General features: G+C 72.6%; 11 protein-coding genes. 10 read left to right on the top strand and 1 reads right to left on the bottom strand.

Translation table 11 applies throughout. The features are described 5' to 3' along the window. Positions 1-40 precede the first annotated feature (40 nt). The 9 genes from ACFWXQ_RS28380 to ACFWXQ_RS28420 all read left to right on the top strand — a co-directional run bounded on the left by ACFWXQ_RS28380 (position 41) and on the right by ACFWXQ_RS28420 (position 11,109). Complete coding sequence (locus tag ACFWXQ_RS28380; protein WP_383955920.1) at positions 41-736, top strand: class I SAM-dependent methyltransferase; 696 nt, start codon at positions 41-43, stop codon at positions 734-736. Further along, a complete protein-coding gene (locus ACFWXQ_RS28385; RefSeq protein ID WP_386269456.1) occupies positions 733-5,760 on the top strand; it encodes an alpha-(1->3)-arabinofuranosyltransferase family protein in 5,028 nt (1,675 codons plus the stop codon). The genes ACFWXQ_RS28380 and ACFWXQ_RS28385 overlap by 4 nt, the downstream gene beginning before the upstream one ends. Next, positions 5,757-7,079, top strand: coding sequence for a condensation protein (locus tag ACFWXQ_RS28390; RefSeq protein ID WP_383941817.1), 1,323 nt, complete (start codon positions 5,757-5,759; stop codon positions 7,077-7,079). Before ACFWXQ_RS28385 ends, ACFWXQ_RS28390 begins: the two co-directional genes overlap by 4 nt. Further along, positions 7,076-7,831 carry a class I SAM-dependent methyltransferase gene (locus ACFWXQ_RS28395; RefSeq protein ID WP_200398341.1) on the top strand — a complete coding sequence of 252 codons (756 nt, stop codon included), beginning with the start codon at positions 7,076-7,078 and terminating at the stop codon, positions 7,829-7,831. The genes ACFWXQ_RS28390 and ACFWXQ_RS28395 overlap by 4 nt, the downstream gene beginning before the upstream one ends. A gap of 3 nt (positions 7,832-7,834) precedes the next feature. Continuing rightward, positions 7,835-8,908 (top strand): hypothetical protein, encoded by a 1,074-nt coding sequence (locus ACFWXQ_RS28400; RefSeq protein ID WP_383941820.1) that lies wholly within the window; start codon positions 7,835-7,837, stop codon positions 8,906-8,908. After that, positions 8,808-9,044, top strand: coding sequence for a Trm112 family protein (locus tag ACFWXQ_RS28405; protein WP_383941823.1), 237 nt, complete (start codon positions 8,808-8,810; stop codon positions 9,042-9,044). The genes ACFWXQ_RS28400 and ACFWXQ_RS28405 overlap by 101 nt, the downstream gene beginning before the upstream one ends. Continuing rightward, positions 9,041-9,877, top strand: coding sequence for an FkbM family methyltransferase (locus ACFWXQ_RS28410; protein WP_383941825.1), 837 nt, complete (start codon positions 9,041-9,043; stop codon positions 9,875-9,877). Before ACFWXQ_RS28405 ends, ACFWXQ_RS28410 begins: the two co-directional genes overlap by 4 nt. Further along, the gene (locus ACFWXQ_RS28415) at positions 9,843-10,460 is read left to right on the top strand and encodes a hypothetical protein (protein WP_383941828.1); all 618 of its coding nucleotides are present in this window, start codon (positions 9,843-9,845) and stop codon (positions 10,458-10,460) included. Before ACFWXQ_RS28410 ends, ACFWXQ_RS28415 begins: the two co-directional genes overlap by 35 nt. 283 nt (positions 10,461-10,743) lie before the next feature. After that, on the top strand, positions 10,744-11,109 hold the full coding sequence (locus tag ACFWXQ_RS28420) for a hypothetical protein (RefSeq protein ID WP_383941831.1): 366 nt from the start codon (positions 10,744-10,746) through the stop codon (positions 11,107-11,109). 50 nt (positions 11,110-11,159) lie between these two features. Here ACFWXQ_RS28420 and ACFWXQ_RS28425 read toward each other — a convergent pair whose 3' ends face one another. Continuing rightward, on the bottom strand, positions 11,160-12,044 hold the full coding sequence (locus tag ACFWXQ_RS28425; RefSeq protein WP_383941834.1) for a RimK family alpha-L-glutamate ligase: 885 nt from the start codon (positions 12,042-12,044) through the stop codon (positions 11,160-11,162). Positions 12,045-12,224: 180 nt separating this feature from the next. Between ACFWXQ_RS28425 and ACFWXQ_RS28430 the strand changes: the two genes are divergently transcribed. Further along, the gene (locus tag ACFWXQ_RS28430; protein ID WP_383941837.1) at positions 12,225-13,331 is read left to right on the top strand and encodes a MerR family transcriptional regulator; all 1,107 of its coding nucleotides are present in this window, start codon (positions 12,225-12,227) and stop codon (positions 13,329-13,331) included. Positions 13,332-13,377 lie beyond the last annotated feature (46 nt).

The following is a 13,377-nucleotide window of genomic DNA, read 5'->3' on the forward strand; positions in this document are numbered from 1 at the left end:
TACAGGCACGGGCTTCAAGGACCCCTCCTTCCGCCGTTCCCTGGCCCTCTTCCGCGCCTTCCGCAATGAGCAGGCGGACCCCGAGGGCTGCTACTCGCTGCTCGCGCGCGACGCAGCCGACCAGGTGGAGGCGTATGACGGCCCGGTGAAGTGCCGGACCGTCGTGGACGTCGGCGGCGGGGGCGGCTATTTCACGGACGAGTTCCGGCGGCGCGGCGCGCACGGCTACCTCTTCGAGCCGGACATGCGGGAACTCGGCCCGAAACCACCGCAGGGCGCGGTGGTCGCGGACGGATACCTGCTGCCGCTCGCCGACGCGGTGGCAGACGTCTGCTTCTCCTCCAACGTCCTGGAACACGTGGCGGATCCGGGCACCTTCCTCAGCGAGATGGTGCGGGTCACGAAACCCGGCGGCCTGATCTACGTGTCGTTCACCAACTGGCTGTCCCCGTGGGGCGGTCACGAGTGGGCGCCCTGGCACTACCTGGGCGCCGAGCGGGCCCGCGCCCGCTACAGCCGTCGTACCGGCAGGCCCGCCAAGCACACCCTCGGCGAGAACCTCTTCGCCGTACACATCGGATCCACCCTGCGGCAGGTGCGCGCCCGGGACGACGTCACGGTCGTCTCGGCGCGTTCCCGCTACTGGCCGTTCCTCGCCCAGGCCGTCGCGAAGGCGCCGGGGCTGCGCGAGTTCGCCACCTGGAACCTCCTCCTCATTCTCCGGCGGTATCCATGACCAGCACGGTCCAGGCCCCTCCCCCGGCGCGCACCCGTCCGCTCGCCCCCGACCCCGGCCCTGCCCGGGGCCCGCGGTCGCGGCGGTGGCTGCTGGGGTTCTGGGCCGTGGTGTTCGTGCTGTTCCTCGCGGTGGACCCGGGCCGGCAGACCTTCGACACGAAGCTCGGCGTCGCGCTCGACCCGTGGCAGTTCCTGTCCGACCTGGGCCAGTTGTGGCACGACCGGGGCGGCTTCGGCGGCATCGCGGACCAGTACGTCGGCTACGCCTTCCCGATGCTGCCGTACTACGGCCTGTGCGAGCTGATCAACCTCCCGGTGTGGCTGGCCGAGCGGCTGTGGATGTCGCTCATCGTGGCGGTCGCCTTCTGGGGCGCGCTGCGGCTGGCCGAGCGGCTGGACATCGGCAGTCACGCGTCCCGGCTGCTCGGCGCGGTCGCGTACGCGCTGTGGCCGGTGTTCACGATCGTCGTCGGCTCGACCTCGGCGGCCGCGCTCCCCGGCGCCTTCCTCCCGTGGGTGCTGCTGCCGCTGACGAACGAGCGCCACAGCGCCCGGGTCGCCGCCCTGCGCTCGGCGCTGGTCATCCCCTTCATGGGCGGCGTCAACGCGGCCTCGACTCTGGCCTCCCTGCTGCCAGTCGGCCTGTATCTCCTCTCCCGACCGCGCGGTCCCCGGCAGCGCAAGCTGATCGCCTGGTGGGTGCCGGGCGTGCTCCTGGCGACCGCCTGGTGGGTGGTCCCACTCCTCATGCTGGGCATCTACGGCGAGAACTTCCTTCCGTACGTGGAGAGTTCGCAGACCACCACGGACACCATGTCGGCGACGGAGGCCCTGCGCGGCGCCGGGAACTGGGTCGCCTATCTGCACTTCGGCGAGGCCTGGCTGCCGGCCGGCTGGACGGTCGCGGCCTCGGTGGTCGTGATCGTCTCGTCGGCGCTCGCGGCGGGGCTCGGTCTCGCCGGACTGGCCCGCCGCGACCTGCCCGAGCGGCGCTGGCTGGTCCTGACCGTGCTGTCGGTGGCGCTCATCACCCTTGCCGGGTACGGCGGTTCGTTCGGGGCGCCCTTCCACGGGGTCGTCCAGGACTGGCTGGACGGCGGGCTCGTGCCCTTCCGGAACATCTACAAGTTCCAGACGGGGCTGGCTCTCGCGCTGGTCTTCGGGCTGATGCACCTGGTCGGCGTCGCCTCGCAGTCGCGCGGGGCCCGTCCCGTACGCGGCCGCCGGTACGTGGCCCTGATCGCGGCGGTCCTCGTACTCCCCGGTCTCGCCTGGCCCTACCTCAACGGGTCGATCCTGCAGCCGGGTTCGTTCCAGCAGCTTCCCAAGTACTGGCAGTCCACGGCCGACTGGCTGGAGAAGTACTCCCCGGACTCGCGCGCCCTGGTCGTGCCCGCCACCGCGCACGGCATCTACACCTGGGGCTCGCCCATCGACCAGCCCCTCGACGTGCTCGCCGAATCCCGCTGGGCCCAGCGGGACTACGTGCCGTTCGGCACCGCGGGCAACCGGCGCGCGATGGACGCGGTCGAGCAGTCCCTGCTGACGGGCGGCGAAGTCCCGGGCCTGGCCGACTACTTGAGCCGGGCCGGCCTCTACTACGTCGTCGTCCGCAACGATCTCGACCCCGACCAGCTCGGCCACGTACCGACCACGACCGTCAAGCGCACCCTGGAGGAGTCGGGCTACCGGCGGGTGACCGGCCTCGGTCCGGTGATGACCGGCGGGCGCATCGCGCAGAACACCCCCATACAAATAGAGGGGTTGTACCCGCGGCAGCGCGCCGTCGAGATCTACGAACCGGCGAGCGCGGACGTGCCGCGGCCCGGGCAAGCCGGTCTGAAGGCGGTCGCCGACACGGCCGTCGTGTCCGGCGGGCCCGAGGCGCTGCTGCCGCTGTCCGCCGACCCGGCCATGCGGGACCGGGCCGCCGTGCTGACCGGCGACAACCATCCCGGGCTCGGCGCCCCCGAGTTGCAGGTGGTGGGCGACGGACTGCGCCGCGCCGACACACGGTTCGGCCTGGTCAACGCCAACACCTCGTACACGTACACCCGCAACGAACGCAATCACTCCGGCAGCTTCCAGAACGCCGGGGAGGAACCGCACCAGATCCTGCCGACCGAGGGGATCGGGCACCAGACGGTGGCCGAACTGCGGGGCGCGCGCTCGGTTTCGGCGTCGTCGAGCGGCAACTGGATGTTCTATCTGCCGCAGTACGACCCGGTGAACGCCTTCGACGGCAACCCGAACACCGCCTGGGCCGAGGGCGCGGCGGGCTCCGCGGACGGAGAGTGGCTGCGGATCGGTTTCACGGACGAGACGGAGATCCCCGACTCGATCCGGGTCACCCCACTGCCGCAGGACAGCGTGCGCTCGGCGCCGACCCGGGTGCGGGTGGAGACGGAGCGCGGCTCCGAGACGAGCACCCTCCAGGCCAACGGCATGCGCCAGCGCATCAAGGCCCCGGAGGGGGCGACGAGTTGGCTGAAGGTCACCATCGTCGACTCGGCGGCCCGGCGCTCCGAACTGTCCGGCGCGGGCTTCTCCGAGATCACCATCCCCGACGTCCAGGTGACCCGCATACTGCGGCTCCCGACGGACGCCGAGCGTACCGACGCGGCCGCCGAGGTCGTCTCGCTGCACCGCGCCACCGACCCGGGCGGCTTCTCGCCGACAGGCACGGAGGCCGGGCTGCACCGCCGCTGGACCTCGGAGTCGGCGGGCACGTACGAGGTGAAGGCGAGCGCGATCCCCGTGCCGAGCGACGAGCTCGACGAGCTGCTGTACAAGGTCGCCCCCGAGCAGCGGAACCGGATCACCGCGACCGCCGACTCGACGGCCCTGCTCGGCACCGGGCTCTCGCCGCGCAACCTCACCGACGGCAATCTGTCCACGGCCTGGATCGCCGGGGACAGCCCGACCATCCATCTGCGCTGGCCGGACAAGCAGGCCGTGGGCGAGATCGTGCTGGCTCCGGCGGGCGGTCTCTCCACCCGGCCGACGGAGGTCGACATCAGCTCGCCGGACGGCGCGACGATCGCGGGCGTCGACGAGAACGGTGTCGTCCGCTTCGATCCGATCACCACGGACCGGCTCGACATCACCATCACCGAGACGGCCCCGATGACCGTCCACAACCCGCTCGCGGACGAGGACCTGCAACTGCCGGTCGGCCTGACCGAGGCGTACGTCCCGGCCCTGGACCAGTACCGCACCCCGCAGCCCCGCGGCACCCGTACCTTCGACGTCCCCTGCGGCGAGGGCCCGGTCCTCGCCGTCGACGACGAGCTGTACGAGACCAGCGCGAAGGGCACGGTTCAGGACCTCGTCGAGCGGCGGCCGATCGAGCTGACGCTCTGCCAGGAGGGGCGCGCGGACACCGAGTTGTCCCTCGGCTCGGGCTCGCACCGGGTCGAGGCCGGGGACGCGGGACCGCTCGCCGTCACCGACGTCACGCTGACCCGCGGCACGGTCACCACACCCACCGCGCTCGACCGTGAACTCGGCATACGGGACTGGCTCGGCGACCGCCGCGAGGTGTCCGTCGGCTCGGGAGCGGCCTCGTACCTGACGACGTACGAGAACTTCAACGACGGCTGGAAGGCCACGCTGAACGGCAAGAAGCTCGACCCGGTACGGCTCGACGGCTGGCAGCAGGGCTGGCGGGTCCCGGCGGGCGCGGGCGGCACGGTCGAGCTCTCGTACGAGCCGTCCACGCTGTACGAGGCCGGTCTGATCGGCGGCGGTGTCGCCGTGCTCCTGCTGGCGGGGCTCGTGCTGTACCGGCGGAACTCGCCCAGCACGGACGAGCCCTGGCCGGTGCCGCCGCCGCCCGGTCTGATCCTGGGCACGGTCGCGCTCACGCTGGTCGGGATCGTGATCGCCGGGTTCTTCGCGCTGCTGGTGCCACTGCTGGCGCTGCTCGCATGGCGACGGCACGCCCTCCTCGTACCCATCGCGTTCCTCGCCCTCGCGGGGGCGGGGGTCGCTGCCGCGAGCGGGGCGGGAGAGCCGGTCGCCGAGGGCGCGGGCGCCTTCGGGCCAACGGCCCAACTGCTGGCACTGATCGGGCTGTTCGCCGGGTTGGTGTCGGTCGGGGAGGCGTCGTACGGGGCTCGGAGTCCTGGCGGCGGTCAGGGTCCCGGCGGGGCTCGGGGCCCCGGCCGGGGTCAGGGTCCGAGCGGAGGCCAAGGTCCCGGCGGGAGTCAAGGTCCCGGCGGGGGGCAGGGCTTTGGGGCTTCCGGCGCTCACGGGTACCCCGGCGCTCCTGCCGCTCCCGGGTACTCCGGCACTCCCGCGGCTCCGGGGTATCCAGGTGCTCCCAGTGCGAGCGCGCTGCCACCACCGGCGCCGGGCACCGAGGCGCCGACCGAGCCGTTGCCTCAGCGGCGGCGGGGGGAGGGTGCGGGGCCGGGTGCGCCCGAATCGTCCCGGGCGCCGGAGGCGCAGCACGGGATGCCCGGAGTATCGGGGACGGCCGGAGCCGCCGGGTCGGCCGGAGCCGCCGGGACAGCCAGGTCGGCCGAAGCCGCCGGAGCGGCCGGGGCGCCCGGAGCCGCCGGGTCGACCAGGGCCGCCGGGACAGCCGGGACGCCCGGAGCCACCGGGTCGTCCAGGTCGGCCGAAGCCACCGGGTCGGCCAGGGCCGCCGGGACGCCCGGAGCCGCCGGAGTGCCGACCGGCCCAGGCACGTCACCCGCCCCCGGCACGGCTCCGGAGCAAGGAGTCGGGCGGTCCGCCTCCGGTGAGGCCGGGGCCCCGCCCGCGCCCAGGGTGGCGTCCGGTCCGACGGTGTCCGCCCGTGGGCCGGGGTCCGCGCAGCCGGAGCCCGACCCGCCCACCACCCGGTTCGGCTTCCGGAAGCCGAGGTTCAAGGCGACACCGCCTCAGGAGCCGAGGCCGGAACGGCCCGAAGCGGCGAGGCCGGCGGACCCCGAGGACGCCAGGCCCGCCCGCCCGGGGGACCCGGACCCGCGGCCGGCACGATCCGAGGAGACGGGGGAAGGCGAACACACATGACCACGCTGGACCACCCGGCACGCGACGGCACGGACGGCCCCGTACGGCCGCCCGCCCGCATCCCGTTCCCCGTCGTGGACGAGGTCGCCCGGCACTGCCTCCAGGAGGAGGAGCCGGAGACCGTCCACATCGAGGTGCATCTGCCGGGCCGTCTCGACCCGGACCGGCTGCGGCGGGCGTTCACCGGGGCCCTGCACCGCCATCCGCGGATTCTGATGCGCGAGGCGCGGCGCCCCTGGTACGGGCGGCGGTACGAGTGGGAGCTCACCCCGGACGCGGACGTGGAGGTCGTCCTGTTTCCGCCGCCGGACCGGGACGCCCTCAAACACGCCCGCGACCGTGCGCTCCAGGACGCCCCGCCGCTGTCCGCCTCGCCGCCGATCCGCCTCGAAGTCGTCCTCGATCCGGAGGCCGACGACACGGTCCTCTTCGTCACCATCAACCACACCGCCCTCGACGGCCCGGCCTGTCTGCGGGTCCTCGCCACCGCCGCCGAGCTGTACGGCGGCCAGGACAACTCCCCCACGGCGCCGCCGACCCGTACGACGGCCGAGGCGCCGAGCCCGGTCGACGCGCCCTCGACCTGGGCCCCGCCCGCGCGGGTGGCGCACGGCGCGCCCGAGCCCTCGCCCGGAAACGGCATGCTCGTCGCCGAGTTCGGCGTCCCGCGCCGGCCCAAGGGATCCCCGTACACCGTGAACGACCAGCTCATGGTGGCCACAGCCCTGATGATCGCCCACTGGAACCGGGAACACGGCGCCCGGCCGCGCCCGTTGCGCATCACCATGCCGGTGGACGACCGCACGCGCGACACCGACATGCCGATCGGCAACGGCACGCGGCTCGTCGAAGTGCCCTTCGCGCCCGGGGAGTTGGACGCCTCCGACATGGCGGGCCTGCTGCAGCGCACGGCGGACCGCACCCGTGCGCTCAAGGCGCTGCCACGGCCCCAACTCGGCCACGGGGCTGCCCTGTTGACGGCACCGGTGGTCCCGGTGGCCTGGCGGGCCGCGTTCACCCGGGGGCTGCGGAGAGCCGCCGGACCCTGGACGTCGACCACGCTGCTGAGCAACATCGGCCGCATACCGTACGCCCTCGACTTCGGTGAGGGGGCGGGGCGCGCGCACGCGGTGTGGTTCTCGGCGCCGGCCCGGATGCCGCGCGGCCTCACGGTCACGACGGCGTCCACCGCGGGCCGGCTGCACGTGGCGTTCCGCTGGTCCCGCACGCTCCTCAGCCACGGAGACGGCTCCCATCTCCGCGACCTCTTCGAGCACTACCTGCACGCCACGGAACACGCCACGGAGAGTGCCCCATGACCACGGCTCCGCCCCGCCGGCCGTCCGGCGGCCAACCTCCGCACGGGCTGCGGGACTTCTACGAGGACCCGGCCGTGCCGGTCGCCTCCGGCGCGCCCCGCAGTCTGCGCCAGGCCCGGATGCTGGCCGCCGCGCTCGGTCCGGCCACGTCCGGTGCGCGGACGGTCCTCGACATCGGCTGCGGCGACGGCTCGGCTGCCGCGACGGCGGCGCCGCTCCTGGCCGGCCATCGCATCGTCGGCGTCGACTGGTCCCAGGACGCCCTCAGACGCGCCCACGCCCACCTTCCGTACGCGGTACGCGGCGAACTCACCGACGGCGGGCTGCCGTTCAGGTCCGCCTCCGCCGACGCCGTCCTGTTCAGCGAGGTCGTCGAACACCTCGTGGACCCGGACGCGGCGCTCGACGAGATCCACCGGATCCTCCGCCCGGGAGGTCATCTCATGCTCTCCACACCGAACTTGGCCGCCTGGTACAACCGCGCCCTGCTGCTCGCCGGTGTCCAGCCCGTCTTCTCCGAAGTGAGCCTGCGCGCCATCCACGGCCGCCCCGGCAAGGAGGTCGTGGGCCATCTGCGGCTCTATACGGCCCGCGCGCTGCGGGAGTTCGTGACCGCCTCGGGCTTCGAGGTCGTACGGCTGAAGGGCGCGCCCTTCCACGGTGTGCCACGGCCGCTGCGCCCCCTGGACCGGCTGGCGTGCGCCGTGCCGTCGATGTCCTCGATCCTGCTCCTGCACGCGCGAAGGACGTAGACCATGTGGTGGGGGGTGGCCGCGGCCCTGCTGGCGAACGTGCTGTACAGCACCGGATTCGTGCTGGAGAAGCGGGCGTTGGCGGCGATGCCCCAGGTGACCGTCCGGCAGCCCGCCCGGCTGCTGCGGCTGGTTCTCGGCAGTCCGCTGTGGATCGGCGGCTCCCTCGCCCTGGCGTCCGGCTTCGGCGCGCAGCTCGTCGTCTACCGCACGCTGCCGATCGCCGCCGCGCAGGGCATCTTCGTCTCCGGCCTGGTGATCCTCGTCCTGCTCTCCTCGGTGCTGCTCGGCGAGGAGACCTCGGGCCGCGAGCGGTACGCGATCGGCGCGATCCTGATCGCGCTGCTCATGGTCGTCCTGTCCCTCAAGGAGGGCTCGGACACGGTCAGCCGCAGCGCCCCGGCCCCGCTGATCCTGCTCGTCTGCGTACCGTCGCTCGCGATGGGCGTCTGGCTGTACGCGTCCGCCGAGCGCCGCGCCCGCCACCGGCACCGCATGCCGACCACGGGCGTCGAATACGGCGTGGCGGTGGGCCTGTTGTACGGGGTCAGCTCGCTGGCCATCAAGGGCGTGTCGAGCTACCTGACCTCAACCGGCCTCGGCGGTGCGGTGGTTGATCTGCTGCGCTCCCCGTACCCCTATCTCCTGCTGTTCACCGGCGTGTTCGGCCTGGTGATGTCGCAGGCGGCGCTGCAGCGCTGCCGGGCCTCGCTGATCGTGCCGGTCTGCACGACAGTGACCTGTCTGTTCACCGCGGTGCTCGGCACGCTCGCGTTCGGCGAGGCGCTGCCCGAGGATCCGCTGCGGCTGGCGCTGCGCATCGGCGGTACGGCGCTGGCGGTCTCCGTACTCCTGGCGATGCCCAAGCACGACCCGCCGGCGCAGGCCGACCCCCCGGCGCAGACCGATCCACCGGCACAGACCGATCCACCGCCGGAGCCCCAACCCCCAGCCCCCACAAGGGAGTTGACCACTGATGAACCCCGACGACCCGTTGCTGAAGATACTGGCGTGCCCGCTGGACAAGGGGCCGCTGCATCTCCTCGAAAGGGAGACGGAGGGTCCGGAGAGTACTGAGGACGCTCTCTACAACCCGCGTCTGCGCCGCCGCTATCCGATCGTGGACGGCATCCCGCAGCTCCTACCGTCCTCCGGCGAACAGGTGACGGACGACGAACACGAGAACCTCTTGAAACGGATGTTGACCACATGACCCTGGCAGCCCGTCTGGCCCCCTTCGTGCCGGTGCGGCTGGTCGCCGCCGCCGCCCGGTTCGTCTATCCGCGCTTCGAGCCCGAACTGGCCCGGCTCGGCGATCTCTGCCCGCCCGGCTGCGGCACGGCGGTGGACGTCGGCGGCTGGTACGGCCCCTGGACGCGCCGCCTCTCGCAGCGGGCGCACCGGGTGGTGACGGTCGAGCCCGTCCCGCACCTGGCCCGGCTGCTGACCGCCGCGACGCCCGGGAACGTCCGGGTGGTCCGGGCCGCCGCGAGCGACCGCCGGGGCACGGCCCGTCTGTGGCTGCCGTCCGGCGACCAGGGCGACCGGGGCGTGTCGTCACTCGTCCGCCGGGACATCCACGCCCGCGCGCTGGACGTCCCCTGTCTCACCCTGGACAGCCTGAACCTCCACGACGTCGGCTTCGTCAAGATCGACGTGGACGGCAACGAGCTGGCGGTGCTGCGCGGCGCGACCACCCTCCTCACCCGTGACCGCCCGGCCCTGTTCATCGAGCTGGAGGCCCGTATCCAGCCCATCAGGCCGGTCGTGTCGTTCCTCACCGAGCGCGGGTACAAGGGCTGGGTCCTGCCCGACGACACCTGGCTCCCCCTGTCCTCCTTCGACCTGGAGTCCCACCAGGCCCACGCCTCGCACGTGGTCTCCCAGGGCCTGCTGCGGCGGGTGCTGGCCTTCCGGAGCCCGGGATACGTCCGGTACGTGAACTCGGTGCTCTTCCTCCCGGCGGGCCGCACCCCGGGCGACGCCCGCCGCGCCGGACACGTACGCCACGATGGGACGCATGCCTCCCGCCAAGCGACCCGATAGGCCCGCCGGCCCGTTCACCCCGCTCGACTTCCAGCTGGTCCTGCTGCGCCGCATGGCCGACCACAATCCGGACCTCGTGGAGGACGCCCGCCACACGCTGGGCGCCTCGATCGCGGACATGCGCGAGGCCAACCGCCGTTGGCAGGCGATGCGTCATGTGCCGCGGGGCCGGGGAGCGGTCGCCCGCTACCGCTCGATCCTGGGCGAACCGGAGTCGACGACACCTCGCCAATTCGGCGACCTGTCCTGCGAGGCGCTCCTGTGGCCGGTCCCGCTCTGGCCCGACCTCCGCTTCGAGGTGCTGGTGGCCCCGAACGGCGCGGCCTGGAACGAGTGGCTGGTCCGCACACCGGGCGCCCCCTCCCCCGAGCTCCGCACCCTGGAGGACCTGACCCCCTGGTCCTGCACGGTCGACGAAGCGGCCCGCGCCTTCGCCCCCGCCCGCCCCCTGGAGGGAACGGCCCCGACACGCTGGGGCCTGGCATTCACAGCCCCGGACACATCAGGCGCACCGCACGACTGCGTGGCGGAGTTCACGTACGGATTGCTTCAACGGATGGCGGCCACGGGTCCGCGCGCCTGATGTACGGGGCCTGGCCTACAGCCGTGGGCCTACAGGCGTTGGCATACAGCGAGCCGAGGAGCGGGGATCGCGCTAAGTACAGCTCGGCCGACTTGACCTGGCGGAGAGCGCTTTGAGGGATGCCCTGGAGCAGACTGCCCCGGCGCCCGGTCAGTCGTACCCGCGACGCCCATAGACTCCAAGCCCTGTGCGACGAGTTCGGTCCCTTGAGCCGCGACCACCGCGTGGCGGAGCTGAGGGCGGAGGTCGCCGTTCTGAGCACGCCGTGACGAGAGGGATGGGCATGTCGCCGATCGAGGGTGCACGACTGTTTCGGGAAACCTGGATCGCGGGAGTCCACCAGCATTTCCCAGGAGAGCCGAAGGCCGGCTACGTCACGCCGTGGGACGACACTCCGCGGTGGGAGCGCGAGGCCGCGGGTTCCGTATACGAGCAGGTCCGACAGTTCATCGAGATCAGCGGCGGCACCACGGCACGGCTGTCCCGCGAGCAGAAGGGCCGCTTCGTCGCGACGTGTTGGACGGCCCAGATGTTCAAGCACTTCGAGGACCCGAAGCCTGGGTACGTGGCGGACTGGGCCGACCTGCCGACTTGGCAGCAGGAGACCGACGCCGACATCTTCGAGGCCATCGAGAAGGCACTGACCTGACTGCTCGTGCACGGCTGTGAGGGCTGGGTGAGCCCGTCAAGGAGGGCCCGTCAGCCGGTGGCGGCCCTGACGATCGCCTCGGCCACGACCGGTGCCGAAGTCTCGTGCAGGAACAGGAACAGGTTGGGCTCGACGAGTTCCAGCTCCATGACTCGGGGTGCCCCGTCGTCGCCGTCCACCAGGTCGACTCGGGCGTAGAGCAGCTCGGAGGCGTTCGGAACCGCGGCCAACGCCCGTTCGGCGACGGCGAGTTCGGCGGGGGTCGGGTCCCACGGCCGGAGGTTCGGGTGCGCGACCTTGTCCGCGTCGAACGCGGTGCCGGATTCCAGGACGGCACCCTTGCGGATGGCGTGCAGGAAGCGCCCGCCGTAGAACACGAGGGCCCGTTCGCCCGCCGTGTCGATGCTCCGTACGTACGGCTGCACCATCGCGGTCAGCCCTTCCGCGTGCATCCACTCCAGATGCCGTACGGCCCTCTCGTGGTCCTCGGGCGTGTAGCGGGCGGCGTTCCGGGCGCCCGCCCCCGAGGTGGGCTTGACGACGTACTCACGGTCGGCGGGCAGGTCGGCCGGGTCGCCGGGGGCGAGGTACCGGGTGTCGACGACCGGCACACCGGCGGCCGCGAGGTCGCCGAGATACCGCTTGTCGGTATTCCAGCGGACTACGGCCACGGGGTTCGCCAGTGCCGTCAGCGCCCCGCACCGCTCGGCCCACGCCACGAACTCGGCGGCCCGCCAGCTGTAGTCCCAGGTGGAGCGGATGACGGCGAGGTCGAAGCCGTCCCACCCGACATCGGGGTCGTCCCAGCACACGACGGCGGCGTCCGCCCCGGCCCGCTCCACCGCGTCCGCGAGAACGGGCAGATCACGGTCGTACCCGGACTCCTCGACCTCCCGGCAGGTGACGAGTGCGATGCGGGCGGCGGTGCGTGCCACGGCGGGCTCCTCATGGGTACGTCGGCTCCGGTGATCCCGCTCGCAGACTAACAACCGCCCCGGGAACCGGATCGGGCCGCTTGACCTTCACCTTTGGGGAGGCCACAGCATCGGTGACCGGACGAGGAACGACCGACCGACCTGGCGACAGGCGGACCGGCTGCTCATGGGGGTGCGCGCATGGAGATGCTGACGATCGGGGCGTTCGCGAAGGCGTCACGGCTGTCACCGAAGGCACTTCGGCTGTACGACGAGCTGGAGCTGCTGCGTCCCGCGCGGGTGGACCCGGAGACGGGCTACCGCTACTACGCGCCCGGGCAGTTGGAGCAGGCACGCCTGGTGGCGTGGCTGCGGCGGCTGGGCATGCCGCTGGCCGGGATCCGCGAGGTCTGTGCGCTGGAACCGGCGGCAGCGGCACGGGAGATCCGCGCGTTCTGGGCGCGGATCGAGTCGGAGACGGCGACCCGCCGTGACCTGGCCGCCTTCCTCGTCGACCACCTGTCACGAACCGCCCCGGGAGACCCGAGCAGGACGGGTACCCCGGTCAATCCGAGTAAGGACACCGCCATGCTGGAACTCCGCTACTCCGCCCTGTCCGACACCGGTCTCGTACGCCCCGCCAACCAGGACACCGCGTACGCGGGCACCCGCGTCCTGGCCGTCGCCGACGGCTTCGGGTCCGGGGGCGCGCCCGCGAGCAGCGCGGCCGTCGAGGCCCTGAAGTTCCTGGACCACGAACCGCTCCCCGCCGGGAGTGTCCTCAACCTCCTGGAGGACGCGGTCCAGGGCGCCACCCGGGCCGTTCAGGAGGTGGCGGGCCCGACGGCCGAGATAGGCACCACCCTCACCGCGATGGTGTGGACGGGCTCCCAACTGGCCCTGGTCCACATCGGCGACTCCCGCGCGTATCTCCTCCGCGACGGCGGCCTGTTCCGGATCACCCACGACCACACGATCGTTCAGTCGATGCTGGACGAGGGGCGGCTGACCCCGGAGGAGGCCACCGCCCATCCCCAGCGCGCCCTGCTCCTCAAGGCGCTGACGGGCAGCGGGCCCGCCCCGGACCTCGACGTACAGCTGCACGACGCCCTCGCCGGCGACCGCTATCTGCTCTGCTCGGACGGACTGTCTGCCGTCGTGCCCGAGGACATCATCAGGGACACGCTCACGGCGGCCCCCGCGTCGGCCGAGGCCGCCCGGGCTCTCGTCAGGGCGGCGAACGACTCCGGCGGTCCGGACAACGTGAGTTGTGTGGTGGCCGACCTTGTGAACACCGAATCTCAGTAGGTTTCGCCTCCGACCTGGGCAGCCGGGTCGCGCGATTGGCCGACGA

The sequence above is a fragment of the Streptomyces sp. NPDC058697 genome (assembly GCF_042715345.1).
Lineage (GTDB): Bacteria > Actinomycetota > Actinomycetes > Streptomycetales > Streptomycetaceae > Streptomyces > Streptomyces liliifuscus.

What these genes read in the sequence shown, in the direction of transcription:
- ACFWXQ_RS28385 (WP_386269456.1), top strand. Translation starts at nt 733, where the DNA reads ATGACCAGCACGGTCCAGGCCCCTCCCCCGGCGCGCACCCGTCCGCTC.
- ACFWXQ_RS28390 (WP_383941817.1), top strand. Translation starts at nt 5,757, where the DNA reads ATGACCACGCTGGACCACCCGGCACGCGACGGCACGGACGGCCCCGTA.
- ACFWXQ_RS28395 (WP_200398341.1), top strand. Translation starts at nt 7,076, where the DNA reads ATGACCACGGCTCCGCCCCGCCGGCCGTCCGGCGGCCAACCTCCGCAC.
- ACFWXQ_RS28400 (WP_383941820.1), top strand. Translation starts at nt 7,835, where the DNA reads ATGTGGTGGGGGGTGGCCGCGGCCCTGCTGGCGAACGTGCTGTACAGC.
- ACFWXQ_RS28405 (WP_383941823.1), top strand. Translation starts at nt 8,808, where the DNA reads ATGAACCCCGACGACCCGTTGCTGAAGATACTGGCGTGCCCGCTGGAC.
- ACFWXQ_RS28410 (WP_383941825.1), top strand. Translation starts at nt 9,041, where the DNA reads ATGACCCTGGCAGCCCGTCTGGCCCCCTTCGTGCCGGTGCGGCTGGTC.
- ACFWXQ_RS28415 (WP_383941828.1), top strand. Translation starts at nt 9,843, where the DNA reads ATGGGACGCATGCCTCCCGCCAAGCGACCCGATAGGCCCGCCGGCCCG.
- ACFWXQ_RS28420 (WP_383941831.1), top strand. Translation starts at nt 10,744, where the DNA reads ATGTCGCCGATCGAGGGTGCACGACTGTTTCGGGAAACCTGGATCGCG.
- ACFWXQ_RS28430 (WP_383941837.1), top strand. Translation starts at nt 12,225, where the DNA reads ATGGAGATGCTGACGATCGGGGCGTTCGCGAAGGCGTCACGGCTGTCA.